The following is a 17,956-nucleotide window of genomic DNA, read 5'->3' as shown; positions in this document are numbered from 1 at the left end:
TGCTTCCGAAAAGCGTTGAAGTTCATGCGTTCAGCGGTGACGGGCACGCTGGTAGCGGCCTTCGAGCACACGTGCGTACCACGTGAGCGGAAAGCACATCGCGAAGTACAGCAGCGCGACCATCGCGTAGATCGGGAACGGACGAAACACGGCGTTCGTGATCATGGTCCCGGTCTTGGTCAGCTCGGTCAGGCCGATGATCGAGGTGAGCGCCGTACTCTTCACCACCTGCACGAGAAAGCCGACCGTGGGCGGCACGGCGATCTTCCATGCCTGCGGCCAGACGACGTAACGCAGTTGCTGAGGCCATGTCATGCCGAGGCTGGCCGCGGCGCTCCACTGCCCTCGTGGCACGGCTTCGACGCAGCCGCGCCAGATGTCGGCCAGGTAGGCGCTCGTGTAGAGCGTGAGCGTCACCGTTGCGGCGAGCCACGGCGACACTTCGATTCCCACGAGCGGCAGCCCGAAGAACGCGAGAAAGAGCTGCATCAGCAGTGGCGTGCCCTGGAACAGTTCGACGTACAGCACGGCGATGCGACGCAGCCAGGCCAACGGCGACACGCGCATCGCCAGCAGCACGAGGCCCGCGATGCCGCCTCCAACGAACGCACAAAGCGAGAGCAGGACGGTCCAGCGCGCGGCCAGCAGCAGATTGCGCGCGATGTCCCAGAGAGTGAACTCGACCATTACGAACGCTCCTTCGAAAGGCCGGATGCAGCCATGCGGACGCGACCGGAAAACCACGCGCGCAGGGTTGTGCGTGAGGCGCCGGCGCCGCGTGCCGTGCGTCCGGCGAAGAGGCCCTTGCCGAGCCGGTTGATGAGCAACCGCAGGACGATCGACAGCAGAAGGTAGATCACCGTGACGATCACGTAGCTCTCGAACGAGCGGAAGTTGCGCGACTGGATGAAGTTGGCTGCGTACGTCAGATCGGGCACGGAAATCTGCGAGACGACGGCCGAGCCGAGCATCACGATCAGCACCTGGCCCAGCAGCGCCGGGAAGACGTTGGCGAGCGCCTGGGGCAGCACGACATGGCGGAAAACCTGCCGCCCCTGCAAGCCGAGCGCCATGGCCGCCTGGCGCTGGCCGCGAGGGACCGAGTCGATGCCGGCGCGCACGATCTCGGTCGCATAGGCCCCCAGATTCACGGTCATCGCCAATACCGCCGCCTGCATCTCGTTGATCTGCACGCCCAGACCCGGCAGCCCGAAAAACACAAAGAAGAGCTGCACGAGAAAAGGCGTATTGCGAATCAGCTCGACGTAGGACGCAACCAGCGTGCGCACCCACCTCGGGCCCGCAACGGCAACGCTCGCGCCGGCAATGCCGAGCAGGCCGCCCAACACGGTCGAGACCGCCGTCAGGCCTAGCGTCACTTCCACGCCGCGCGCGAGCATACCCGCGTAGAGACCGAAGTCACTAAAGTCGAATGTGTAAGTCATCGCTGCGCCGTCTGTCGTTCAGGTAAGCGGGAGTCGGAGCGCATCAAAGACTGGCCGGCAGCGGAGCACGCAGCCACTTGAGCGAGATGGCGTTCATCGAGCCGTCCTTCTTTGCGGCCGCGATCGCGTCGTCGACCTTCTGCTTCAGGCGCGGCTCGTTCTTGTTCAGGCCCACGTGATCTGGCGAGCTGAACAAGGAGAACTTCTGCTCCGGATCGTTGGCGGGATGACGGGCCATGATGGTCGCGCCAACGTCATTGCCAACCACGAGCAGTTGGGCCTGACCGGAGAGGAATGCGGAAATCGCGCCGTTCGGGTCGTCAAAGCGCTTGATGACCGCGGAAGACGGCGCCACCTTGGACACGCTCAGATCTTCGAGCGTGCCGCGCGCGACGGCGACCGTCTTGCCGGCCAGATCGCCCGCATTCTTCACCGCCAGCGATTTCGGCCCGAATACCGCGAGATAGTACGGCGCATACGGCTGCGAGAAGTCGATGACCTTCGCGCGCTCGGGCGTCTGGCCAACTGAAAGCAGCATGTCCGCTTTGTGATCCGCCAGATAGGCCATGCGGTTGTCGCCCGTCACCTGCACGAGTTCGACCTTCGCATTCAGGGCCTTGCCGATCAGATTGGCCACGTCGATGTCGTAGCCCTGCGGCTTCATGTCGGGTCCGATCGATCCAAACGGCGGATAGTCCTCGAATACGCCGACACGCACGACGCCCGATTTCGCAATCGTGTCGAGCGCGTCCGCATGCGCGAGCGGCGCGAACGCGCTGAGGCCGGCCATGCCGGCAAGCGCGAAGGCTGCGATGGTGCGAGCCGCGAGGCGCTGCATGGGGTTCGTGGTGACGTGAGTGGTGTTCATGACGGATGTCTCCTTCCAACTGCTTCTTTGGGGGTAAAAATTTCGAGGCGAAATTTCAGTGCGTGGTATGCGCCGGAATCAGCCTGCACGCGTGGGCCGGCATCTCGGCGAGCACGGGTCGCCCCACTTCGAGGTCCGGCGTCTCGCGAGGGGTGGTAGCGGCAGTGAGCGTGAAGCCGTCACAATCGATCGTCGCTTCGATCTGCGCGCCCACGTCGCGAACAAACGTCACCTTGCCGGCCACGACGTTCGGACCGGGATTCGCAGTCATCGGCCGCACACACACGTCTTCCGGACGAATCAGCAGGCGGATGTCGCCCGAGCGCTCCGGCGCGCGCATCGCGGCATTGACGGCGATCCGCTGGCCGCCCGGCAGCGCGATGCCGGCGTCGGCTTCGAGCGTCACGGGCAAGATGTTGCCGAGGCCGATGAAGTCCGCCACGAATTCATTCACGGGATCGCGGTAGATGTCGAGCGGCCTGCCGACCTGGGCGATGCGCCCTTTCTGCATCACGACGATCTCGTCGGCCATCGTCATCGCTTCGCGCTGGTCATGCGTGACCATGATCGTCGTGATGCCAAGCCGCTGTTGCAGCAGGCGAATCTCGACCTGCATCGCTTCACGCAGCTTCGCATCGAGCGCCGAAAGCGGCTCGTCGAGCAGCAGCAGTTTCGGCGACGAGGCAATCGCACGCGCAATCGCCACGCGCTGGCGCTGTCCGCCGGAAAGCTGCGTAACGGGCCGGTTCGCCATGTGCGGAAGCTGGATCAGGTCGAGCAGTTCGGCCACGCGCTTCGCCTGTGCGCGCTTGTCGACGCCACGCAAACGCAGCGGATAGGCGACATTGGCGGCAACGGTCATGTGCGGGAACAGCGCAAGCGACTGAAACACCATGCCGAAGTGGCGCCGGTTGGCCGGCACCTGCGTGAGGTCGCGCCCCGCGAACATCACCGATCCGGAAGTCGGCGTCTCCAGGCCCGCGATGATACGCAGCAGGGTTGTCTTGCCGCAGCCCGAAGGCCCGAGAAAACACACCAGCTTGCCGTCCGGAACGTTGAGATCGACGTGGTCGACCGCGAATGCGTTGTGAAAGCGCTTGGTGATGGCCTGCAAAGACAGATGAGTCATGAGAGTTCCTTTGTGCCCGGGACCGCGTGAGAGGCGGCGATCAGAGCGCCACGCCTTCGTCGCCGACGAGCTTTTCGAGCAGCCAGATCAAGGCGAAGTCGATCAGCACGATGAAGACCGCGAACGAAAACACGGTTGGGTCGAGCGACGAAACGGTGCGGCTGTAGAGCCAGACCGGCAGCGTCATCGTGTTGATGCCATAGAGGAAGAACGTCACCGTGAATTCGTTAAACGAAACGATGAACGCGAAGAGCATGCCGGCGAGAATGCCGGGACGCATGAGCGGCAGCACGACGTCGACGAGCGCACGCCGCGGGCTCGCGCCCATCACGCAGGCGGCTTCCTCGAACTCCGGTCCGATCGACGCAACCGATGCCGCGCAGTTCTTCACCGTGAACGGCAGCGCCAGGATGACGTGCGCAATGACGAGCCGCCCCATGCCCAGTTCCACCGGCAGGACATTGAAGACGAGTAGCAGCGAAAGCCCCAGCATCACGAGCGGATAGACGAGCGGCAGCGCGACCAGTTGCTCGATCACGGCCTTGCCGCGAAAGCGGTAGCGCGAGAGCGCGTAGGCAGCGGGCACGGAAACGGCGGCGGCGATGAACATCGTCGAGACCGCGACGATGAGGCTCGTCGTGAGCGCCGTGCCCATGGACAGCACGTCGCTCGCATCGGGCGACATGAACGCGTGCCATGCGGCCCGATACCAGTGCAGGCCGAAGCTCTGCGGCGGATATTCGAGCGTGTCCGAATTGCCGAACGACATCGTGATCATCGTCAGAATCGGCAGCGCGGCGAGAAAGAGCACGATCGTCGCGAACCATCCGGTCACGCGGCTGAGGCGGCCGGGCATCGTCAGGGGAATACGCAAGGCATTCATGAGCGGGACTCCGCGTGGCGTTGCAGGTTGCGCACCAGTCGTTGCGAGATGGCCATCACCGCAAGCGTCGCGGCCATCAGAACGACACCCGAGGCAGACGCGGCCGGCCAGTTCAGCAACGGCGCGACCTGATCGTGCACGAGCACGGCGAGCATCGGCACGCGGCGTCCGCCCAGCAGCAATGGCACCGCGAACGCGCTGGCGTTATAGGCGAACACGAGCAGCGCGCCCGAGACGATGCCAGGCATCGCCAGCGGCAGCATCACGTGGCGCATCGTCTGCCAGCGGCTTGCGCCGAGGGTAGCCGCCGCCTCTTCGTACGAGCGCGACACCGCACGCATCGCGCTCGAGATGGGAAGCACGGCGAGCGGGAACGCCGTTTGAATCAGTCCGAGCAGCACGCCGTTCTCGCGATACAGCCACAACACCGGACGCCCGATCAGGCCGGTGGCGATGAGCACGTGATTGACGAGGCCCGCCGGCCCCAGCATCACGAGCCACCCGTAGCCCTGCAGCAGCAGATTGACCAGCAGCGGCAGCAGCACACCGGCCAGCAGGAGGCGCCGCGCGGTGCGCGACTGCGTACGCGCCATCGCGAGTGCCACGGGAATCGCCAGCACGACGGCGACGATCATGCTCTGGAAAGCCAGCCGCAAGGTCAGCCAGAGCGAGCGCAGGAAGTAGGCGTCCCCGAGGTCGACGTAATTCTGCAGCGTGAAGGCATGCCACTCGTTGCCTGGCACACCAAAGCTCATGCGCAGCACGGCGAGCGCCGCCGCGATCAGCACGGCGAGAAACGCGAGGATCGGCGCGAGCAGCAGCAACGGCGGCACGCGCGGCAGCGCCGTTGCGGTGCCGGGCTGGGCTGTCGATTCGCCGGCCTGCGCCGGCGTGCCAGCGCGATGTGAAGAGAGGGCTGACATGGCGCTTACGCGGAAAAGATCTCGGTGAAGCGCTTGATCCACGCAGGCTGCAACGCGGCGAGCGCCTTGTCGTCGTGGAGCACGGCCTTCTCGGCGATCTGCTGCGGCGACGGCACGAAGGCGCGGCTTTCGGCGGGAATGACCGCGCGCGAGTTCACCGGACCGTTGAGCACGTCGGCGGCCATGCGGCCCTGCACGCCGGCATCGAGCGAATGATTGATGAAGGCATGGATGAGATCGACATCGCCGGGATGCGACTTCGGAATCACCGTAAACATCAGCTGGGTTGCGAAGCCCTCTTTCATGCCGTAGGTCACGGCCATCTTGTACTCGGGCTTGCGGATCTGCTCCGGGAAGAATGCCGGTGCATAGATGCCGCCGATGTCGAGCGAGCCGGTGCGGAACAGGTCGGCGACCTGGTTCGGGTTTTCGCCGAGCGTCAGCACGCGGTCCTTCAACTGGGCGAGCTTCTTGAACCCCGGATCGATGTTCTGCTGCGAACCGCCCGCCATCTTCGCGGCGATGATCGCGAGATCGACCGCTTCAGCCCACTCGGGCGGCGGCAGGAACAGGCGTCCCGCATACTTCGGATCCCAAAGGGCTTCGTACGTCGAGGGGGCGGCCTTCACGGTGGACGTGTTGTAGACGAGGCCGTCCGACCACAGCAGGTAGCCGACGCCGAATCCATTGGCGCCCGTGCGGTATTGCGGCGCGACGTCTTTCAGGTTGGGCAGCTTGTTCAGATCCGGCTTCATCAGCAGGCCCGCATCGGCGAGACCGGAGGCGCCGACCCCGGCAAGCGTGATCACGTCGTAGGTCGGCCGGTCGCCGGCCGCCTTGAGTTTCGCGACCATGCCGGAGGTGCCATCGGCGCGGTCGGCGATGACCTGCGCGCCGGTCTTCTGGCTGAACGTGGCGGCGATGTTGCGCAAGGCCGCTGCGCCGGTGTCGTCGGACCAGGTGAGCAGCCGCAGGGTCTTGCCCGCATAGCTCTTTTCCTGTGCCCTGGCAGTACTGATGAATGGCATGGGCAAGGCCGATGCCGCCAGAGCCGTGCCGATTGCCTGAATGGCCTGCCTTCTCCCCAGCTTGATCCCCTGCATGGTCATCTCCTGATTGAACCGTATGGGCGCTGCCCGATGCGCGCTGCCATTACCAAAAATCACGCGAACGTGCTGCGTGAATGGACTCTACGTGCGTCAAAAACCCGCAACAAACGAAATCTCTGCATGCGCGCCATGACAAAAGCTCATGCACCGCGAACGTTTTCCGGAGCCGCGCCGGCCCCGGCAGGCATGAGCACCTGCTTGATTTCCTGAAAGGCGGCGAGCCCGAACGGACCCAGCTCGCGCCCGATGCTGCTGCGCTTGTAGCCGCCCCATGAGGTCTGAGGAAAGATGACCTGCGGCGCGTTGATCCAGACGACGCCCGCTTCCAGTTCGGCCGCCACGCGCCTGCCCCGCCCGGCGTCACGCGTGACGACCGTGGCGACCAGGCCGAACTCCGTATCGTTGGCCGCCCCGATGGCCTCGTCCTCGGTATCGAAGCTGCGCAGGCACAGCACGGGGCCGAAGATTTCCTCGCGCCACAGCGGGCTTTCGGGGGGGATATCGACGAACATCGTCGGTTTCACAAAGTAGCCGGGACCGGCTGGCGCCTCGCCTTCGATCACGAGACGCGCGCCGTCGGCCTTGCCGTGCGCGATGTAGCGCTGCACGCGGTCGTACTGCGCGCGGTTGGTGAGTGGCCCCATCTGCACGCCGGGCTGGAAAGGATCGCCGACGAATGTGCGCGTTGCGCGGTCGGCCAGACGTGCGGCGAGTGCGTCCGCTATCGGTCGCTCGACCAGTACGCGCGAAGTGGCCGAGCACATCTGGCCGGCATTGAAGAACGCGCCGCCCGCAACGAGGTCGGTGGCGAGATCGAGGTCCGCATCGGCGAACACGATAATGGAGGACTTTCCGCCCAGTTCCAGACTCACGCCTTTGATCGTATCCGCAGCGGTTTTCATGACCTGCGCCCCAACCGCAGTGCTGCCGGTAAAGGAAACCTTCGCGACGAGCGGGTGTGACGCCAACGGCGCCCCGACTTCGGTGCCCGTGCCCGTCACGACGTTGACCACGCCTCTCGGCACGCCGGCCTCCGCGATGATTGCCGCAAGCTCCAGCTCAGGCAGGGGCGTTATTTCGGATGGCTTGAGAATGACCGTGCAGCCGGCCGCAAGCGCAGGCGCGAGTTTCCACGCCGTCGTGACCATCGGGAAATTCCACGGCACGATCAGCGCGACCGCGCCCGCCGGCTCGCGCCGGACGCTCGCCCGATAGTCGTCGCTGGGAATGGCAACCACGGACTCGCCGACTGCGTCGAGTTGCTCGGCGAGGCCCGCGTAGTACTCGAACGTGGCAATCACGTCGCTCACGTCGATTCGCGCCTCCTCCAGCGGTTTGCCGTTGTTGAGCGACTGCAGCGCCGCCAGATGCTCGCGCCGGTCGCTCACGCCGCTCGCGATCGCACGCAGCAAGGTTGCTCGCTGCGCGCCGGTTGTCTTCTTCCAGGTGCGGAAGGCCCGCGCGGCAGCACGCACCGCGCAATCGACATCGGCGGCGTTGCCAGCCTCGACGTGGGCAATCGTTTCTTCGGTCGATGGGTTGACGACCGTCAGACGCCGCCGGCCCTCGCCCGCGCACCAGAAGCCGTCGATGTAGAGCTGCGTACGCAGGGTCACTCCCGGCCCGAACCCTTCATGCTGCTTCATGCCGGCACCCGCGCAAACCAGTCGGCTTCCTTCACTTCGACCACGGTCGGGATGTCGCGCGATACGGCTTGCTGCAGTTCGGCAGCAAGTGCATCGGGCGTATCCACGCGAGCCGCCACGCAGCCGAAACCGCGCGCCAGTGCGAGAAAATCCGGCGTGTGGATATCGACGCCGACCGGCACGATATCGCGCGCCGTCATGTAGCGGCGTATCTCGCCGTAGCCGAAGTTGTTCCACAAGAGAACCACCACGGGTACCCTGGCTTCCACGGCGCTGGCGAGTTCCGGCAGCGTGAACTGCAGCCCGCCGTCGCCGATCAGGCAAACCACGGGGCGATCGGGCGCCGCGAGCTTCGCGCCAATCGCCGCGGGAAGCCCGTAGCCCAGCGTGCCGTAGCCAGTCGACGAGTTGAACCATGAACGCGGCTGGGGTGCGTCGTGCACGAAGTTGCCCGCATACACGGGACTGGTCGAGTCGCCCGCGATGATGACGTGTGGCAACGCGGCAGTGATCGTGTCGACAAGGCGCTTCTGCGAGCGTGTCGGCGCGTCGTAGCCGGCCTCCACGGCCTGCCGCGCGAGCGCGACCCGCTGCGCGCCCCACTCGCGCTGACGCGCCGACATGATGCGTTCATGCAGCCGCGTCGACAGGCTGCCAAGCGCTTGCCGCGAGTCGGCGGGGATGGCCACGTCGGGACTGAAGTTGCGCATCAGTTGCTGCGCGTCGATGTCGATGCGGATCAGCCGGCCCTCGATCGAAAAGCCGCCGTCGAACACCACGTCGTAGTCGGTTTCGCCCAACTCGGTGCCGACCGCGAGCACGACGTCCGCTTCGCGGGCCAGCGCCCGCGTTGGCGGCAGCGATTGCGTCGAGCCCAGCAGCAGCGGATGCTCGGGCGGCAGCAAGCCCTTGGCGTTGATCGTCAGCGCAACCGGCGCCTGCAGGCGCTCGGCGAGTTCCTGCAGTTCGGCCGCGGCGTGCAGCGCGCCACCGCCAGCAAGAATCAGTGGACGGCGCGCCGTGGCAAGCAGGTCTGCCGCCGCAGCGAGGGCCACCGGGCACCCCGCCGGCCTCGCTGGCAGGACGACCGGCATCAGGTTCATGCCGCGAGCGGGTGCGACGATTACGTCCAGCGGAATCTCGATGTGCACCGGACGCGGCCGCGCGCCGCCGAAAACGGCGAATGCGCGGGCCAGCACCTGGGGCAGTTCCGCAGCATCGAGCAGCGTGTGCGAGAACGCGGTGAGCCCAGTGAATACGTCGCGCTGCGATGGCAATTCGTGCAGGCGTCCGTCTCCGTTGCCCAGTTCGCGGCGTGCATTCACGCTCGATATCACCAGCATCGGAATGGAGTCGGCATACGCCTGCGCCATCGCGGTCGCGATGTTTGTCATGCCAGGCCCCGTGATGATGAAGCACACGCCCGGTTTCCCGGTCACGCGTGCATAGCCGTCCGCCATGAAGCCCGCGCCCTGTTCATGGCGCGGCGTGACGTGGCGGATGGACGAAGCGGCGAGACCCCGATAAAGCTCGACCGTATGCACGCCCGGAATGCCGAACACGTACTGGACGCCGTATCCTTCGAGCAGGGTGACGAGTGCCTCGCCGCAGGTTTGGCCCGTTGTATGGGGCCATTGCATTGGCCGCGCGCCGGCTTCCTCGAAGCTGGCGGTGAATTCCGGATAGTTCATGGATGGTCGCATTCCTGGTTGGTACCGTCCGATACAGATGCCGGCCCGATTGGCCTATGCACACGCATCTGCGTCGTTGTCCAAACCATTCTCGGCGGCGCCGCGCGGCGCGGACAATCGATATGTTTTCATGCGGTGCATGAGCTTCTTGCATGACCTGAGGAAAACCCGCCTATGCACGGCGAGGTGCGAGGGTTTACGCCGATCCATGACGGGAGGACATGCGTCGCATGAAATTATTTCGATTGTTCGTGTCCCGCCTCGCGCAGAAAATGCATTCACCGAATGCTTTTTAAGCATCCGACTGAATGCAACTGGAGCGAATCGTGAACATGGAATATTTCCAGCCCCTGGGCGGCAACGCGATGCCGCGCTGCGCCGGGATCGCGACGATGATGCGACTGCCCAACGTGGAGAACGCCGAAGGGCTCGATGCCTGCTTCGTTGGCGTGCCGTTCGATCTGGGCACATCGAATCGCACCGGCGCGCGCTACGGGCCGCGCCAGATTCGCACCGAATCGGTGTTGCTGCGCCCGTACAACATGGCGACACGCGCCGCGCCGTTCGATTCGCTGCGCGTCGCGGATATCGGCGATGTCGCGATCAATCCGTACAACCTCCCCGATTCGATCGCACGGATCGAGACGGCCTACGACGCCATCCTGAGCCACGGCGCTACGCCGGTCACGCTAGGCGGCGACCATACGATCACGCTGCCGATCCTGCGTGCCATTCATCGCAAGCACGGCAAGGTCGGCCTTATACACGTCGACGCGCACGCGGATGTCAACGACACGATGATGGGCGAGAAGATCGCGCACGGCACACCGTTTCGCCGCGCGGTCGAGGAAGGGCTGCTCGACTGCCAGCGTGTGGTGCAGATCGGTCTGCGCGGCACCGGCTACGCCGCAGAAGACTTCGACTGGTGTCGCGAACAGGGTTTTCGCGTAGTGCAGGCCGAGGAGTGCTGGAACCGCTCGCTCGAACCGCTGATGGCAGAGGTGCGCGAGCGCGTTGGCGGAGGGCCGGTGTATCTGAGTTTCGATATCGACGGCATCGACCCGGCGTACGCGCCCGGTACCGGCACGCCGGAGATCGCAGGACTGACGGTCCCGCAAGCCCTCGAAATCATTCGTGGCGCATGGGGGCTCGACCTGGTGGGCGCGGATGTGGTCGAAGTCGCCCCGCCGTACGATCCGTTCGGCACCACCGCCCTGCTTGCCGCCAATCTCGCTTATGAAGCGCTTTGCGTACTGCCGGGTGTGAAGCGCCGCGCGTGACTCGGGATATCGCGAAGCTTGGCGGCGACCCCGCTCTGCCGCCTTCAGTCTTTAGCTATCGCGTTACCGTGCGACGTGATCGGTTCGCGCCAGGTGATCCTCCAGCCTGCGCAGGCCCATTGTCAGCGCCAACGTCATCAGCCAGTATGCTGCGGCAATCGCCAGGTAAGGCTCCCAATAGCGGCCGTAAGCGCCGGCCACTGTGCGTGCAGCGTAGGCCATCTCACCGAGACCGATTGCCGAGATCAACGACGTGTCCTTGAGCAGCGATATCACGTTGTTGCCCAGTGGAGGCAGCATGCGCCGGAAGGCTTGGGGGATCACAACATAACGCATCATCTGTCCGTGCGTCATGCCCAGCGATTGGCCCGCCTGCCTCTGGCCGATCGCAATCGACTGGATGCCTGCGCGAAACACCTCGGAGATATAGGCGCTGGAATTCAGCGTCAGCGCCGCTACGCCGGAGATCAGCGCCCCGTGATTCTGCTTCAAGGTTCGAGCCAGATCGCCGCTGATCAACAGCCCGTGCACCGGATGGATGAACACCGGCATCACCGCGAAATGCATCAGCAAGATCTGCACGAACAACGGCGTGCCGCGAAAGAAACTCACATAAGCCGTAGACGGCCAGCGCAGCACATATTTGCACGCCGCCCGCCACGGCTGATGCCTCGCGTCGGCAAGCCGCGCGAGCGCCAACAAGAGGCCCAAGGCGCAGCCCATCAGCACGCAGGTCACCGTTGTGCCAACGGTGACCAACGCCCCCTCCCAGAACAGTTGCCTGTACTCCACCAGGATGTCCGGGCGGAACCAGCCGAACCACATGACCGGATTGCTGTCTTCCATGCTCGCTTTCAATAAAAGGCTGAAGCGCGGGCGGGCCCGGCGCGCGCCGGTGCATCACGCCATTATTGCGGCTTGAAGTCCTGGTTGAACCACTTCTTGTAGATCACGTTGTAGCTGCCATCTGCGCGGATCGCAGCCAACCCGGCGTTAATCTTGTCCAGCAGGGCCTTGTCGCCTTTGCGGACCACGATTCCGTAGTATTCCTTGGGGAAATTCGCGTCTTCCACGGTCTTGAGGCCAGGATTCTGCGATACCCGGTACGCAATGACACCGTTGTCGCCAATTGCCGCGTCTACACCACCTGAGGCGAGTTCGGAAATGATCAGCGGCGTGCTCTCGAAACGTCGGATATTCGGGTTGGTCTTGCCCACCTCACGGCTCATGACATCGTCGGCCGTGGAACCGCTCACCACGGAGACCTTCTTGCCATCCAGGTCCTTCAACGACTTCACGGGACTGTTCTTCGGCACCGCGATCAACTGGCGTGCGTCGAAATACGGCGCCGAGAAGTCAAAACTCTGCTTACGCTTATCGTTGATCGTGACGCCGGAGATGACCAGGTCCACGTCGCCATTGTTGAGCGACGCGAAGATGCTCGTGAACGGCGTGTTCACGATACGCAGTTTCATATGCTGCTGCCTCGCGATCGCGTCGATGATGTCGATGTCAAAGCCTACGATCTGCTTGTCCTTGTTTTCAAACGCGAACGGTGTATAGGTCGCGCTCGATGCCACAACCAGCTCGCGGTCTTCCGCGTGCGCGGCGACCGACCAGATGGCACAGGCTGCCACCGAGGCGGCAAGGGTGAGGAGGATTTTTTTCACAGCGTCGTCGCCCCGGGACAAGAAAAGTTGGAAAAGTATATAGCAAACCACTAAAAAGCCTATCAGCCAAAATTCGTCTACATCCCGTTTCGATCGCGGCGCATGGCAACCGTAACGCGTCACGTTAAGCAGGCCTGCTGGCTATAGGTGGACCGCCGCGCGTCATTAGCATTCGACAATCCATTCGTAGTGCCACGCAGATCCGCGTTCCTATAATGGCCCGGCGTATCAACTCATCCTTTCACCCCGGAGCCATCTTCATGATTCGACGCACTCTGCCCATTCTCGCCGCGCTCGCGTTCGTGCTGCCGTTTGCCAGCGGTCCCGCCTACTCCGCCGGCGCGCCGACGCCGCTCAAGGTGGGCGTGGCCGGTGGCGTAGACGAGCAAATCTGGGAGGTCGTCACGCAGGTTGCAAAAAAGGACGGGCTAGACGTGGAGGCCATCGTCATCAGCGGTACCGCGAGCCCGAATGAGGCGCTGAACAACGGCGATCTGAACGCCAATTCCTTCCAGCACATTCCGTATCTGCGCGATCAGGTCAAGTCGCGCGGCTACAAGATCGTGGCGGCTGGCGACACGTATATTTCGCCCATCGGCTTCTATTCGAAGAAGTACAAGTCGCTCGAGGCGCTTCCTGTCGGTGCAACGGTCAGCATTCCTGCCGACCCGAGCAACCAGACCCGGGCCCTCGTGATCCTGCGCGATCACAAGCTCATCACGTTGCGCGACGGCTTCGATCCCTACACCGGCACCGCTTCGCTACAGGATGTGCGCGCCAACCCCCGCAAGCTGAATTTCGTCGAGGCGGACCCGCTGGTCCAGGCGCGCTCGCTGCCCGACGTGGATGCCGCGGCCATCGTCAATAACGTGGCGTCCGAGGCGGGACTGTACGCCACGCGCGACGGCATCGCCGTCGAGCACAAGGAACACAACCCCTACGTGAACATCATCGCGGTGCGCGAGCAGGACCGCAACGCGCCGTGGGTGCCGAAGCTCGTCAAGGCGTATCAGTCAGAGGAAGTCAGACACTTTATCCAGACACACTTCAATGGGTCGGTGATTCCCGCATTCTGATATTGCGCATGCCTGCGCATGCTTCCATCGAGGTGAAACGTTATGTCGCCAACCCTGGCTGACCGCTACGTGCAGGCCCTGCTGCAGACCCTGCTCATGGTGGGTGCCTCCATGCTGATCGCGATCGTCGCTGGCATGCTGCTCGCGATCGTGCTCACAGTGAGCGCACCAGGCGGACTTTATCCGCGACCGTTACTGCACAAGGCGCTCTCGACCGCCATCAACATGTTCCGCGCGATCCCCTTCATCATCCTGCTGGTTGCACTGCTGCCGGTCACGCGCTTCATTGTCGGTACGACGCTGGGCGCGTGGGCTGCCGTCGTGCCGTTGAGCGCGAACCTGATTCCGTTCTTTGCGCGCATCGTCCAGGTCAATCTCGGGGGTGTGGAGCCAGGGCTCATCGAAGCCGCGCGCGCGATGGGCTGCAAACGCTCCCAGATCGTCCACCACGTGCTGTTGCCCGAAGCGCTGCCGGGCATTCTCGGCGGCGTCACGGTAACGGCAATCGCGATGATCGACATGTCGGCGATGGCTGGCGCCGTCGGGGGCGGCGGCCTTGGCGACATGGCGATTCGCTATGGCTACGAACGCTACGAAACCCAGGTGATGATCGTCGTGATCTTTATTCTGGTCGCGCTCGTATCGGTGATTCAGCTGGTCGGCGAGTATTTTGCGCGCCGTGTCGATCGCAAGCGCTGACGACACCCAGCCGCGCTGGGAAATCCGTCGAGTTACCGGTGGTGATATTTCGAATCCACTTCGTTGATCGCCGCGACGTTCCCCGCGCTACGCCCGTTTTCGTCGAACGTGTTGTCCAGAAACGCGTCGGCAATGGCCTTGGCCACCTCCGGCCCGATCACGCGCGAACCCATTGTGATGATCTGCGCATTGTTCGAGAGCGCCGCGCGTTCCGCCGAATAGGTGTCGTGGCACAGCGCGGCGCGAATGCCCGGCACCTTGTTCGCCGAAATGCTGACACCGATGCCGGTGCCGCACACGAGAATCGCGCGGTCATATGCGCCGCTGATCACGCCCGACGCCACGCGGTCCGAGAGATTGGCGTAAAACTCGTTCGGATTCGCTTCGTTGCTCGACACTTCGAAAACGTCGAAACGATCTTTCAGATAGTCGGCCAGCACCCGGGCCAATCCGACTCCGGCACTGTCGCCTCCAATGGCCACTTTCATGACGATCTCCTTGAGAATAAGGGTTGGCAAGCCCGCATCGAGGTCAGAGCACTGCCCCGACGCGCTTCAATATGTCCAGATACCCGCTCACATCCCACGCCGAACGGCCGATGAAGAGCCCGTCGATATTCGGGCAGGCGGTGAGCTCCGCGCAGTTGTCGGGGTTGACCGAGCCGCCGTACAGGCACGGGATGCGGCGGCCGAGAATCGCCTGCGCGACCTGAATGATTTCCGCCTGTCGCGCATCGGCGTACTCGGGGCTGGCGGGAACACCACGTTCGCCAATGGCCCACACCGGCTCGTACGCGAGCAGAATCGGCGCTGCGCGCTGTTCCGTACTGAGTCTTGCCAGCGCAGCGCGGACCTCGCCAGCCAGCACTTCTGCAGCGCGGCCGCTTTGCTTGTCGGCGAGCGTCTCGCCAACACAGATCAACGGCGTCAGCCCATGGCGCACGGCCGCCTCGACCTTGAGGCCAACGGTGTCGTCAGTTTCGCCGAAATGCTCGCGCCGTTCGGAATGACCGAGTTCGACGAGGTCCATGCCGCAATCGACCAGCATCGGCGGCGCTATCTCACCGGTCCAGGCGCCGTGCTCGGCCCAATGCATGTTTTGCGCGCCGACCTTGATGTCGGTCTCCGCAAGAATGGATTTGACTTCCCGAATCGCGGTGAAAGGCGGAATCACGAAGCACTGAATTCGCGGGTCGTCGGGGCTGGCAAACATGCGCTCGGCAAAAGCGATCGCTTCCGCCAGCGTCTTGTTCATCTTCCAGCTCGTGCCGACCCAAAAGAGGGAATCAGTCATGGTTACCTTGTTGCGTCTATGCGCTCACGTCTCACAGCGCATGTCGCGCCGGAACCGGCGGGAGCGGCTCGACCCGCCAGTCCGGCACAGTGATCAATACGCCAGTCAACTCACTTCGACAGCACGAACGGCGCGGTGTACTTCGACGCGTTCGCCTTGGTGATCAGCACGCAATCAAACAGCTGCTTCTCGCTCGATGCGCCCGTCTTGCCGGTTTTCAGGTACTGATCTGCTTCCTGCACCGCTTTGGCCGAGAACTCGGCGACCGGCTGCAGCACGGTGTATTGCAACTCGCCGGCCTTGACCGCGTCGACTGCTGCGGGCGAACCGTCGAAGCCGCCGACCTTCACGCTCTTGAGCTTGCCTGCCTGCTTGAGCGCGGCGATCGCGCCGAGCGCCATTTCGTCGTTGCCGCTGATGACACCGATAACGTCCGGATGCGCCTGCATCAGGCTCTGCGTGGCGTTGAAACCTTGTGTGCGATCCCAGTTGGCCACTTGCGAGCCCACCATCTTCAGATCCGGATACTGACTCAGCACCGATTTGTAGCCGTTCGAGCGCGTCGCGGCGTTGTTGTCGGACGGCGCGCCGAGCAGTTCGACGTAGTTGTCTTTCGAGCCGACGTCCTTGACCCATTGCTGGGCGCCCAGGGCGGCGCCTTGAGCGTTGTTCGAAACCAGCTGCGCCTTGGCGAGGCCCGGCTGATTGATTTCCGCATTGACGAGGAACACCGGAATCTTCGCGGCGATCGCCTTCTTCACGGCGCCAACCGAACCGCTCGCGTTGGCCGGGTCGAGAATGATCGCGACCGACTTGTTGGTGATGGCGGTGTCGATCTGCTGACTCTCGGTATTCGTGTCGCCCTTCGACGCGGAAACATTCGCGGTGTAGCCGAGCTTTTTGGCTTCGGCAGAAGCGATGTTGCCTTCGGCCAGCCAGTACGGGTTCGCAGGATCGTTGACGATGATGCTGATGAGGCCGGCGGCTTGAGCCTGTCCGGCGAACAAGGGTGCGGCCAGGGCCAGGGCCAGGGCCAGGGCCGCAAGGATCGTGGTCTTTGTCTTGAAGGTCATGAGTTGTCTCCTCCTCAGTGGATGATGGTGAAAAGCGTCAATTCACTTCTCGCTTGCCGGCCGTATGGCTCAGGCCTTGCCGCCTTGCGAAGAAGCCAGTTGTCCACCGGTCGGCGCGGGACGCTTGACACGGCGGCGATATTGAATGGCGTTCAGTAACACCGCGAGGACGATGACCGCGCCGGTGAATACGGTTTGCCAGTAAGATGAAATGCCGATGATCACGAGACCGTCGGACAGAAAGCCGATCACGAATGCGCCGAGCAGCGTGCCGCGGATATTGCCGGTGCCGCCCATCAGCGACGCGCCTCCGATCACCACGGCCGCGATGGCCGTCAGCTCGTAGCTCGTGCCCGCCGTCGGACCGGCGGAGGTGAGCTGCGAGGAGAGAATCAGACCGGCGATCGCCGCGCAGATGCCCGAGAGCATGTACACGCTGATCTGCACGTGCTTTACCGGCACGCCGGAGAGTTCCGCCGCGCGGGCATTGCCGCCCGAGGCGTAGAGCCAGCGGCCGAATGCCGAGCGATTGAGCATGATGCTGCAGAGCACTGCGATCGCCACCAGAATCAGCACGCCCACCGGCACGTTGAACAGCCGGTCGAAACCAAGCCAGTCGAAACCGGTATTGCCCAGGTCTGCCTGTCCACCGAGGTTGTTGTAGGTGAGCCCGTTGGTCATCAGCAGTGCGAACCCGCGCACGACATACATGACGCCGAGCGTGGCGACGAAGGCCGGCACCCGGAAGCGCGCGATCAGAACCCCGTTGACGAGGCCGATGAGCGCGCCGAGCGCGCAGCACAGCACGACCACCACCCAGACCGGCGGATACACCACGACGCCGAGCATGTTCAGCGTCACGCCCTGCATGAAGAATCCCGCGACGACACCGGAGAGTCCGAGCGTGGAGCCGACCGAGAGGTCGATCCCTCCGTTGATGATCACGAGCAGCATGCCGATCGCAAGGATCCCGTAAATGGCCACGTGCGAGGCCATCGTCAGGAAGTTTTCTAGTGCGAAATAATTTGGTGACAGAAAGGAAAAGATAATGACGATGGCGATCAGCGCGAAAAACGCACGTCCTTCGAGCAGGATCTTGCCGAAGTCCAGCCCTTCTCCGCCGAAGCGACTGGATCTCGGTGTTTTGGCGGCATGGTTCATGTTGAATGTC

Annotated in this window: 18 protein-coding genes; 3 read left to right on the top strand and 15 right to left on the bottom strand. The window is 63.7% G+C overall.

Going from position 1 to position 17,956, the window contains the following annotated elements:
• Window positions 1-30: 30 nt before the first annotated feature.
• The 9 genes from AB4Y36_RS30935 to AB4Y36_RS30895 all read right to left on the bottom strand — a co-directional run bounded on the left by AB4Y36_RS30935 (window position 31) and on the right by AB4Y36_RS30895 (window position 9,694).
• Window positions 31-687, bottom strand: coding sequence for an amino acid ABC transporter permease (locus AB4Y36_RS30935; protein ID WP_028207074.1), 657 nt, complete (start codon window positions 685-687; stop codon window positions 31-33).
• A complete protein-coding gene (locus AB4Y36_RS30930; protein WP_368685009.1) occupies window positions 687-1,445 on the bottom strand; it encodes an amino acid ABC transporter permease in 759 nt (252 codons plus the stop codon). The genes AB4Y36_RS30935 and AB4Y36_RS30930 overlap by 1 nt, the downstream gene beginning before the upstream one ends.
• Window positions 1,446-1,488: 43 nt before the next feature.
• Window positions 1,489-2,283: a transporter substrate-binding domain-containing protein gene (locus AB4Y36_RS30925; RefSeq protein ID WP_368685081.1), complete on the bottom strand. Its 795-nt coding sequence runs from the start codon at window positions 2,281-2,283 to the stop codon at window positions 1,489-1,491.
• A gap of 85 nt (window positions 2,284-2,368) precedes the next feature.
• Window positions 2,369-3,442 carry an ABC transporter ATP-binding protein gene (locus AB4Y36_RS30920; protein ID WP_368685008.1) on the bottom strand — a complete coding sequence of 358 codons (1,074 nt, stop codon included), beginning with the start codon at window positions 3,440-3,442 and terminating at the stop codon, window positions 2,369-2,371.
• A gap of 40 nt (window positions 3,443-3,482) precedes the next feature.
• Window positions 3,483-4,325 (bottom strand): ABC transporter permease, encoded by an 843-nt coding sequence (locus tag AB4Y36_RS30915; RefSeq protein ID WP_368685007.1) that lies wholly within the window; start codon window positions 4,323-4,325, stop codon window positions 3,483-3,485.
• Window positions 4,322-5,248, bottom strand: a complete 927-nt coding sequence (locus tag AB4Y36_RS30910; protein ID WP_368685006.1) for an ABC transporter permease — start codon at window positions 5,246-5,248, stop codon at window positions 4,322-4,324. Before AB4Y36_RS30910 ends, AB4Y36_RS30915 begins: the two co-directional genes overlap by 4 nt.
• A 5-nt stretch (window positions 5,249-5,253) precedes the next feature.
• Window positions 5,254-6,351 (bottom strand): extracellular solute-binding protein, encoded by a 1,098-nt coding sequence (locus AB4Y36_RS30905; RefSeq protein ID WP_342948060.1) that lies wholly within the window; start codon window positions 6,349-6,351, stop codon window positions 5,254-5,256.
• 146 nt (window positions 6,352-6,497) lie between these two features.
• On the bottom strand, window positions 6,498-8,003 hold the full coding sequence (locus AB4Y36_RS30900; protein WP_368685005.1) for an aldehyde dehydrogenase family protein: 1,506 nt from the start codon (window positions 8,001-8,003) through the stop codon (window positions 6,498-6,500).
• Window positions 8,000-9,694, bottom strand: coding sequence for a 5-guanidino-2-oxopentanoate decarboxylase (locus AB4Y36_RS30895; protein WP_368685004.1), 1,695 nt, complete (start codon window positions 9,692-9,694; stop codon window positions 8,000-8,002). The genes AB4Y36_RS30900 and AB4Y36_RS30895 overlap by 4 nt, the downstream gene beginning before the upstream one ends.
• Before the next feature lie 326 nt (window positions 9,695-10,020).
• Between AB4Y36_RS30895 and speB the strand changes: the two genes are divergently transcribed.
• Complete coding sequence (speB, locus tag AB4Y36_RS30890) at window positions 10,021-10,974, top strand: agmatinase (RefSeq protein ID WP_368685003.1); 954 nt, start codon at window positions 10,021-10,023, stop codon at window positions 10,972-10,974.
• Window positions 10,975-11,037: 63 nt separating this feature from the next.
• Here the strand turns inward: speB and AB4Y36_RS30885 are convergent, their stop codons facing one another.
• Window positions 11,038-11,820, bottom strand: coding sequence for an amino acid ABC transporter permease (locus AB4Y36_RS30885; protein ID WP_368685002.1), 783 nt, complete (start codon window positions 11,818-11,820; stop codon window positions 11,038-11,040).
• Window positions 11,821-11,882: 62 nt separating this feature from the next.
• Entirely contained in the window at window positions 11,883-12,611 is a 729-nt protein-coding gene (locus AB4Y36_RS30880; RefSeq protein WP_256094936.1) for a basic amino acid ABC transporter substrate-binding protein, read from the bottom strand.
• A 293-nt stretch (window positions 12,612-12,904) separates the two neighbouring features.
• On the opposite strand from AB4Y36_RS30880, the gene AB4Y36_RS30875 reads away from it, so the two are divergent.
• Both AB4Y36_RS30875 and AB4Y36_RS30870 read left to right on the top strand, forming a co-directional pair.
• Window positions 12,905-13,720, top strand: coding sequence for a MetQ/NlpA family ABC transporter substrate-binding protein (locus tag AB4Y36_RS30875; protein WP_069267214.1), 816 nt, complete (start codon window positions 12,905-12,907; stop codon window positions 13,718-13,720).
• 42 nt (window positions 13,721-13,762) lie between these two features.
• On the top strand, window positions 13,763-14,419 hold the full coding sequence (locus AB4Y36_RS30870) for a methionine ABC transporter permease (protein WP_069267213.1): 657 nt from the start codon (window positions 13,763-13,765) through the stop codon (window positions 14,417-14,419).
• A gap of 32 nt (window positions 14,420-14,451) precedes the next feature.
• Here AB4Y36_RS30870 and AB4Y36_RS30865 read toward each other — a convergent pair whose 3' ends face one another.
• The 4 genes from AB4Y36_RS30865 to AB4Y36_RS30850 form a co-directional block, all read right to left on the bottom strand.
• Window positions 14,452-14,907: an RpiB/LacA/LacB family sugar-phosphate isomerase gene (locus AB4Y36_RS30865; RefSeq protein ID WP_069267212.1), complete on the bottom strand. Its 456-nt coding sequence runs from the start codon at window positions 14,905-14,907 to the stop codon at window positions 14,452-14,454.
• Window positions 14,908-14,950: 43 nt separating this feature from the next.
• Complete coding sequence (locus AB4Y36_RS30860) at window positions 14,951-15,712, bottom strand: triose-phosphate isomerase (protein WP_069267211.1); 762 nt, start codon at window positions 15,710-15,712, stop codon at window positions 14,951-14,953.
• 110 nt (window positions 15,713-15,822) lie between these two features.
• Entirely contained in the window at window positions 15,823-16,785 is a 963-nt protein-coding gene (locus AB4Y36_RS30855) for a D-ribose ABC transporter substrate-binding protein (RefSeq protein WP_368685001.1), read from the bottom strand.
• A 69-nt stretch (window positions 16,786-16,854) separates the two neighbouring features.
• The gene (locus AB4Y36_RS30850; RefSeq protein WP_069267209.1) at window positions 16,855-17,946 is read right to left on the bottom strand and encodes an ABC transporter permease; all 1,092 of its coding nucleotides are present in this window, start codon (window positions 17,944-17,946) and stop codon (window positions 16,855-16,857) included.
• Window positions 17,947-17,956: the final 10 nt, after the last annotated feature.

Source organism: Paraburkholderia sp. BR10936, assembly GCF_040965735.1.
Classification (GTDB): Bacteria; Pseudomonadota; Gammaproteobacteria; order Burkholderiales; family Burkholderiaceae; genus Paraburkholderia; species Paraburkholderia nodosa_A.
This window is presented reverse-complemented; position numbering and strand designations above follow the sequence as displayed.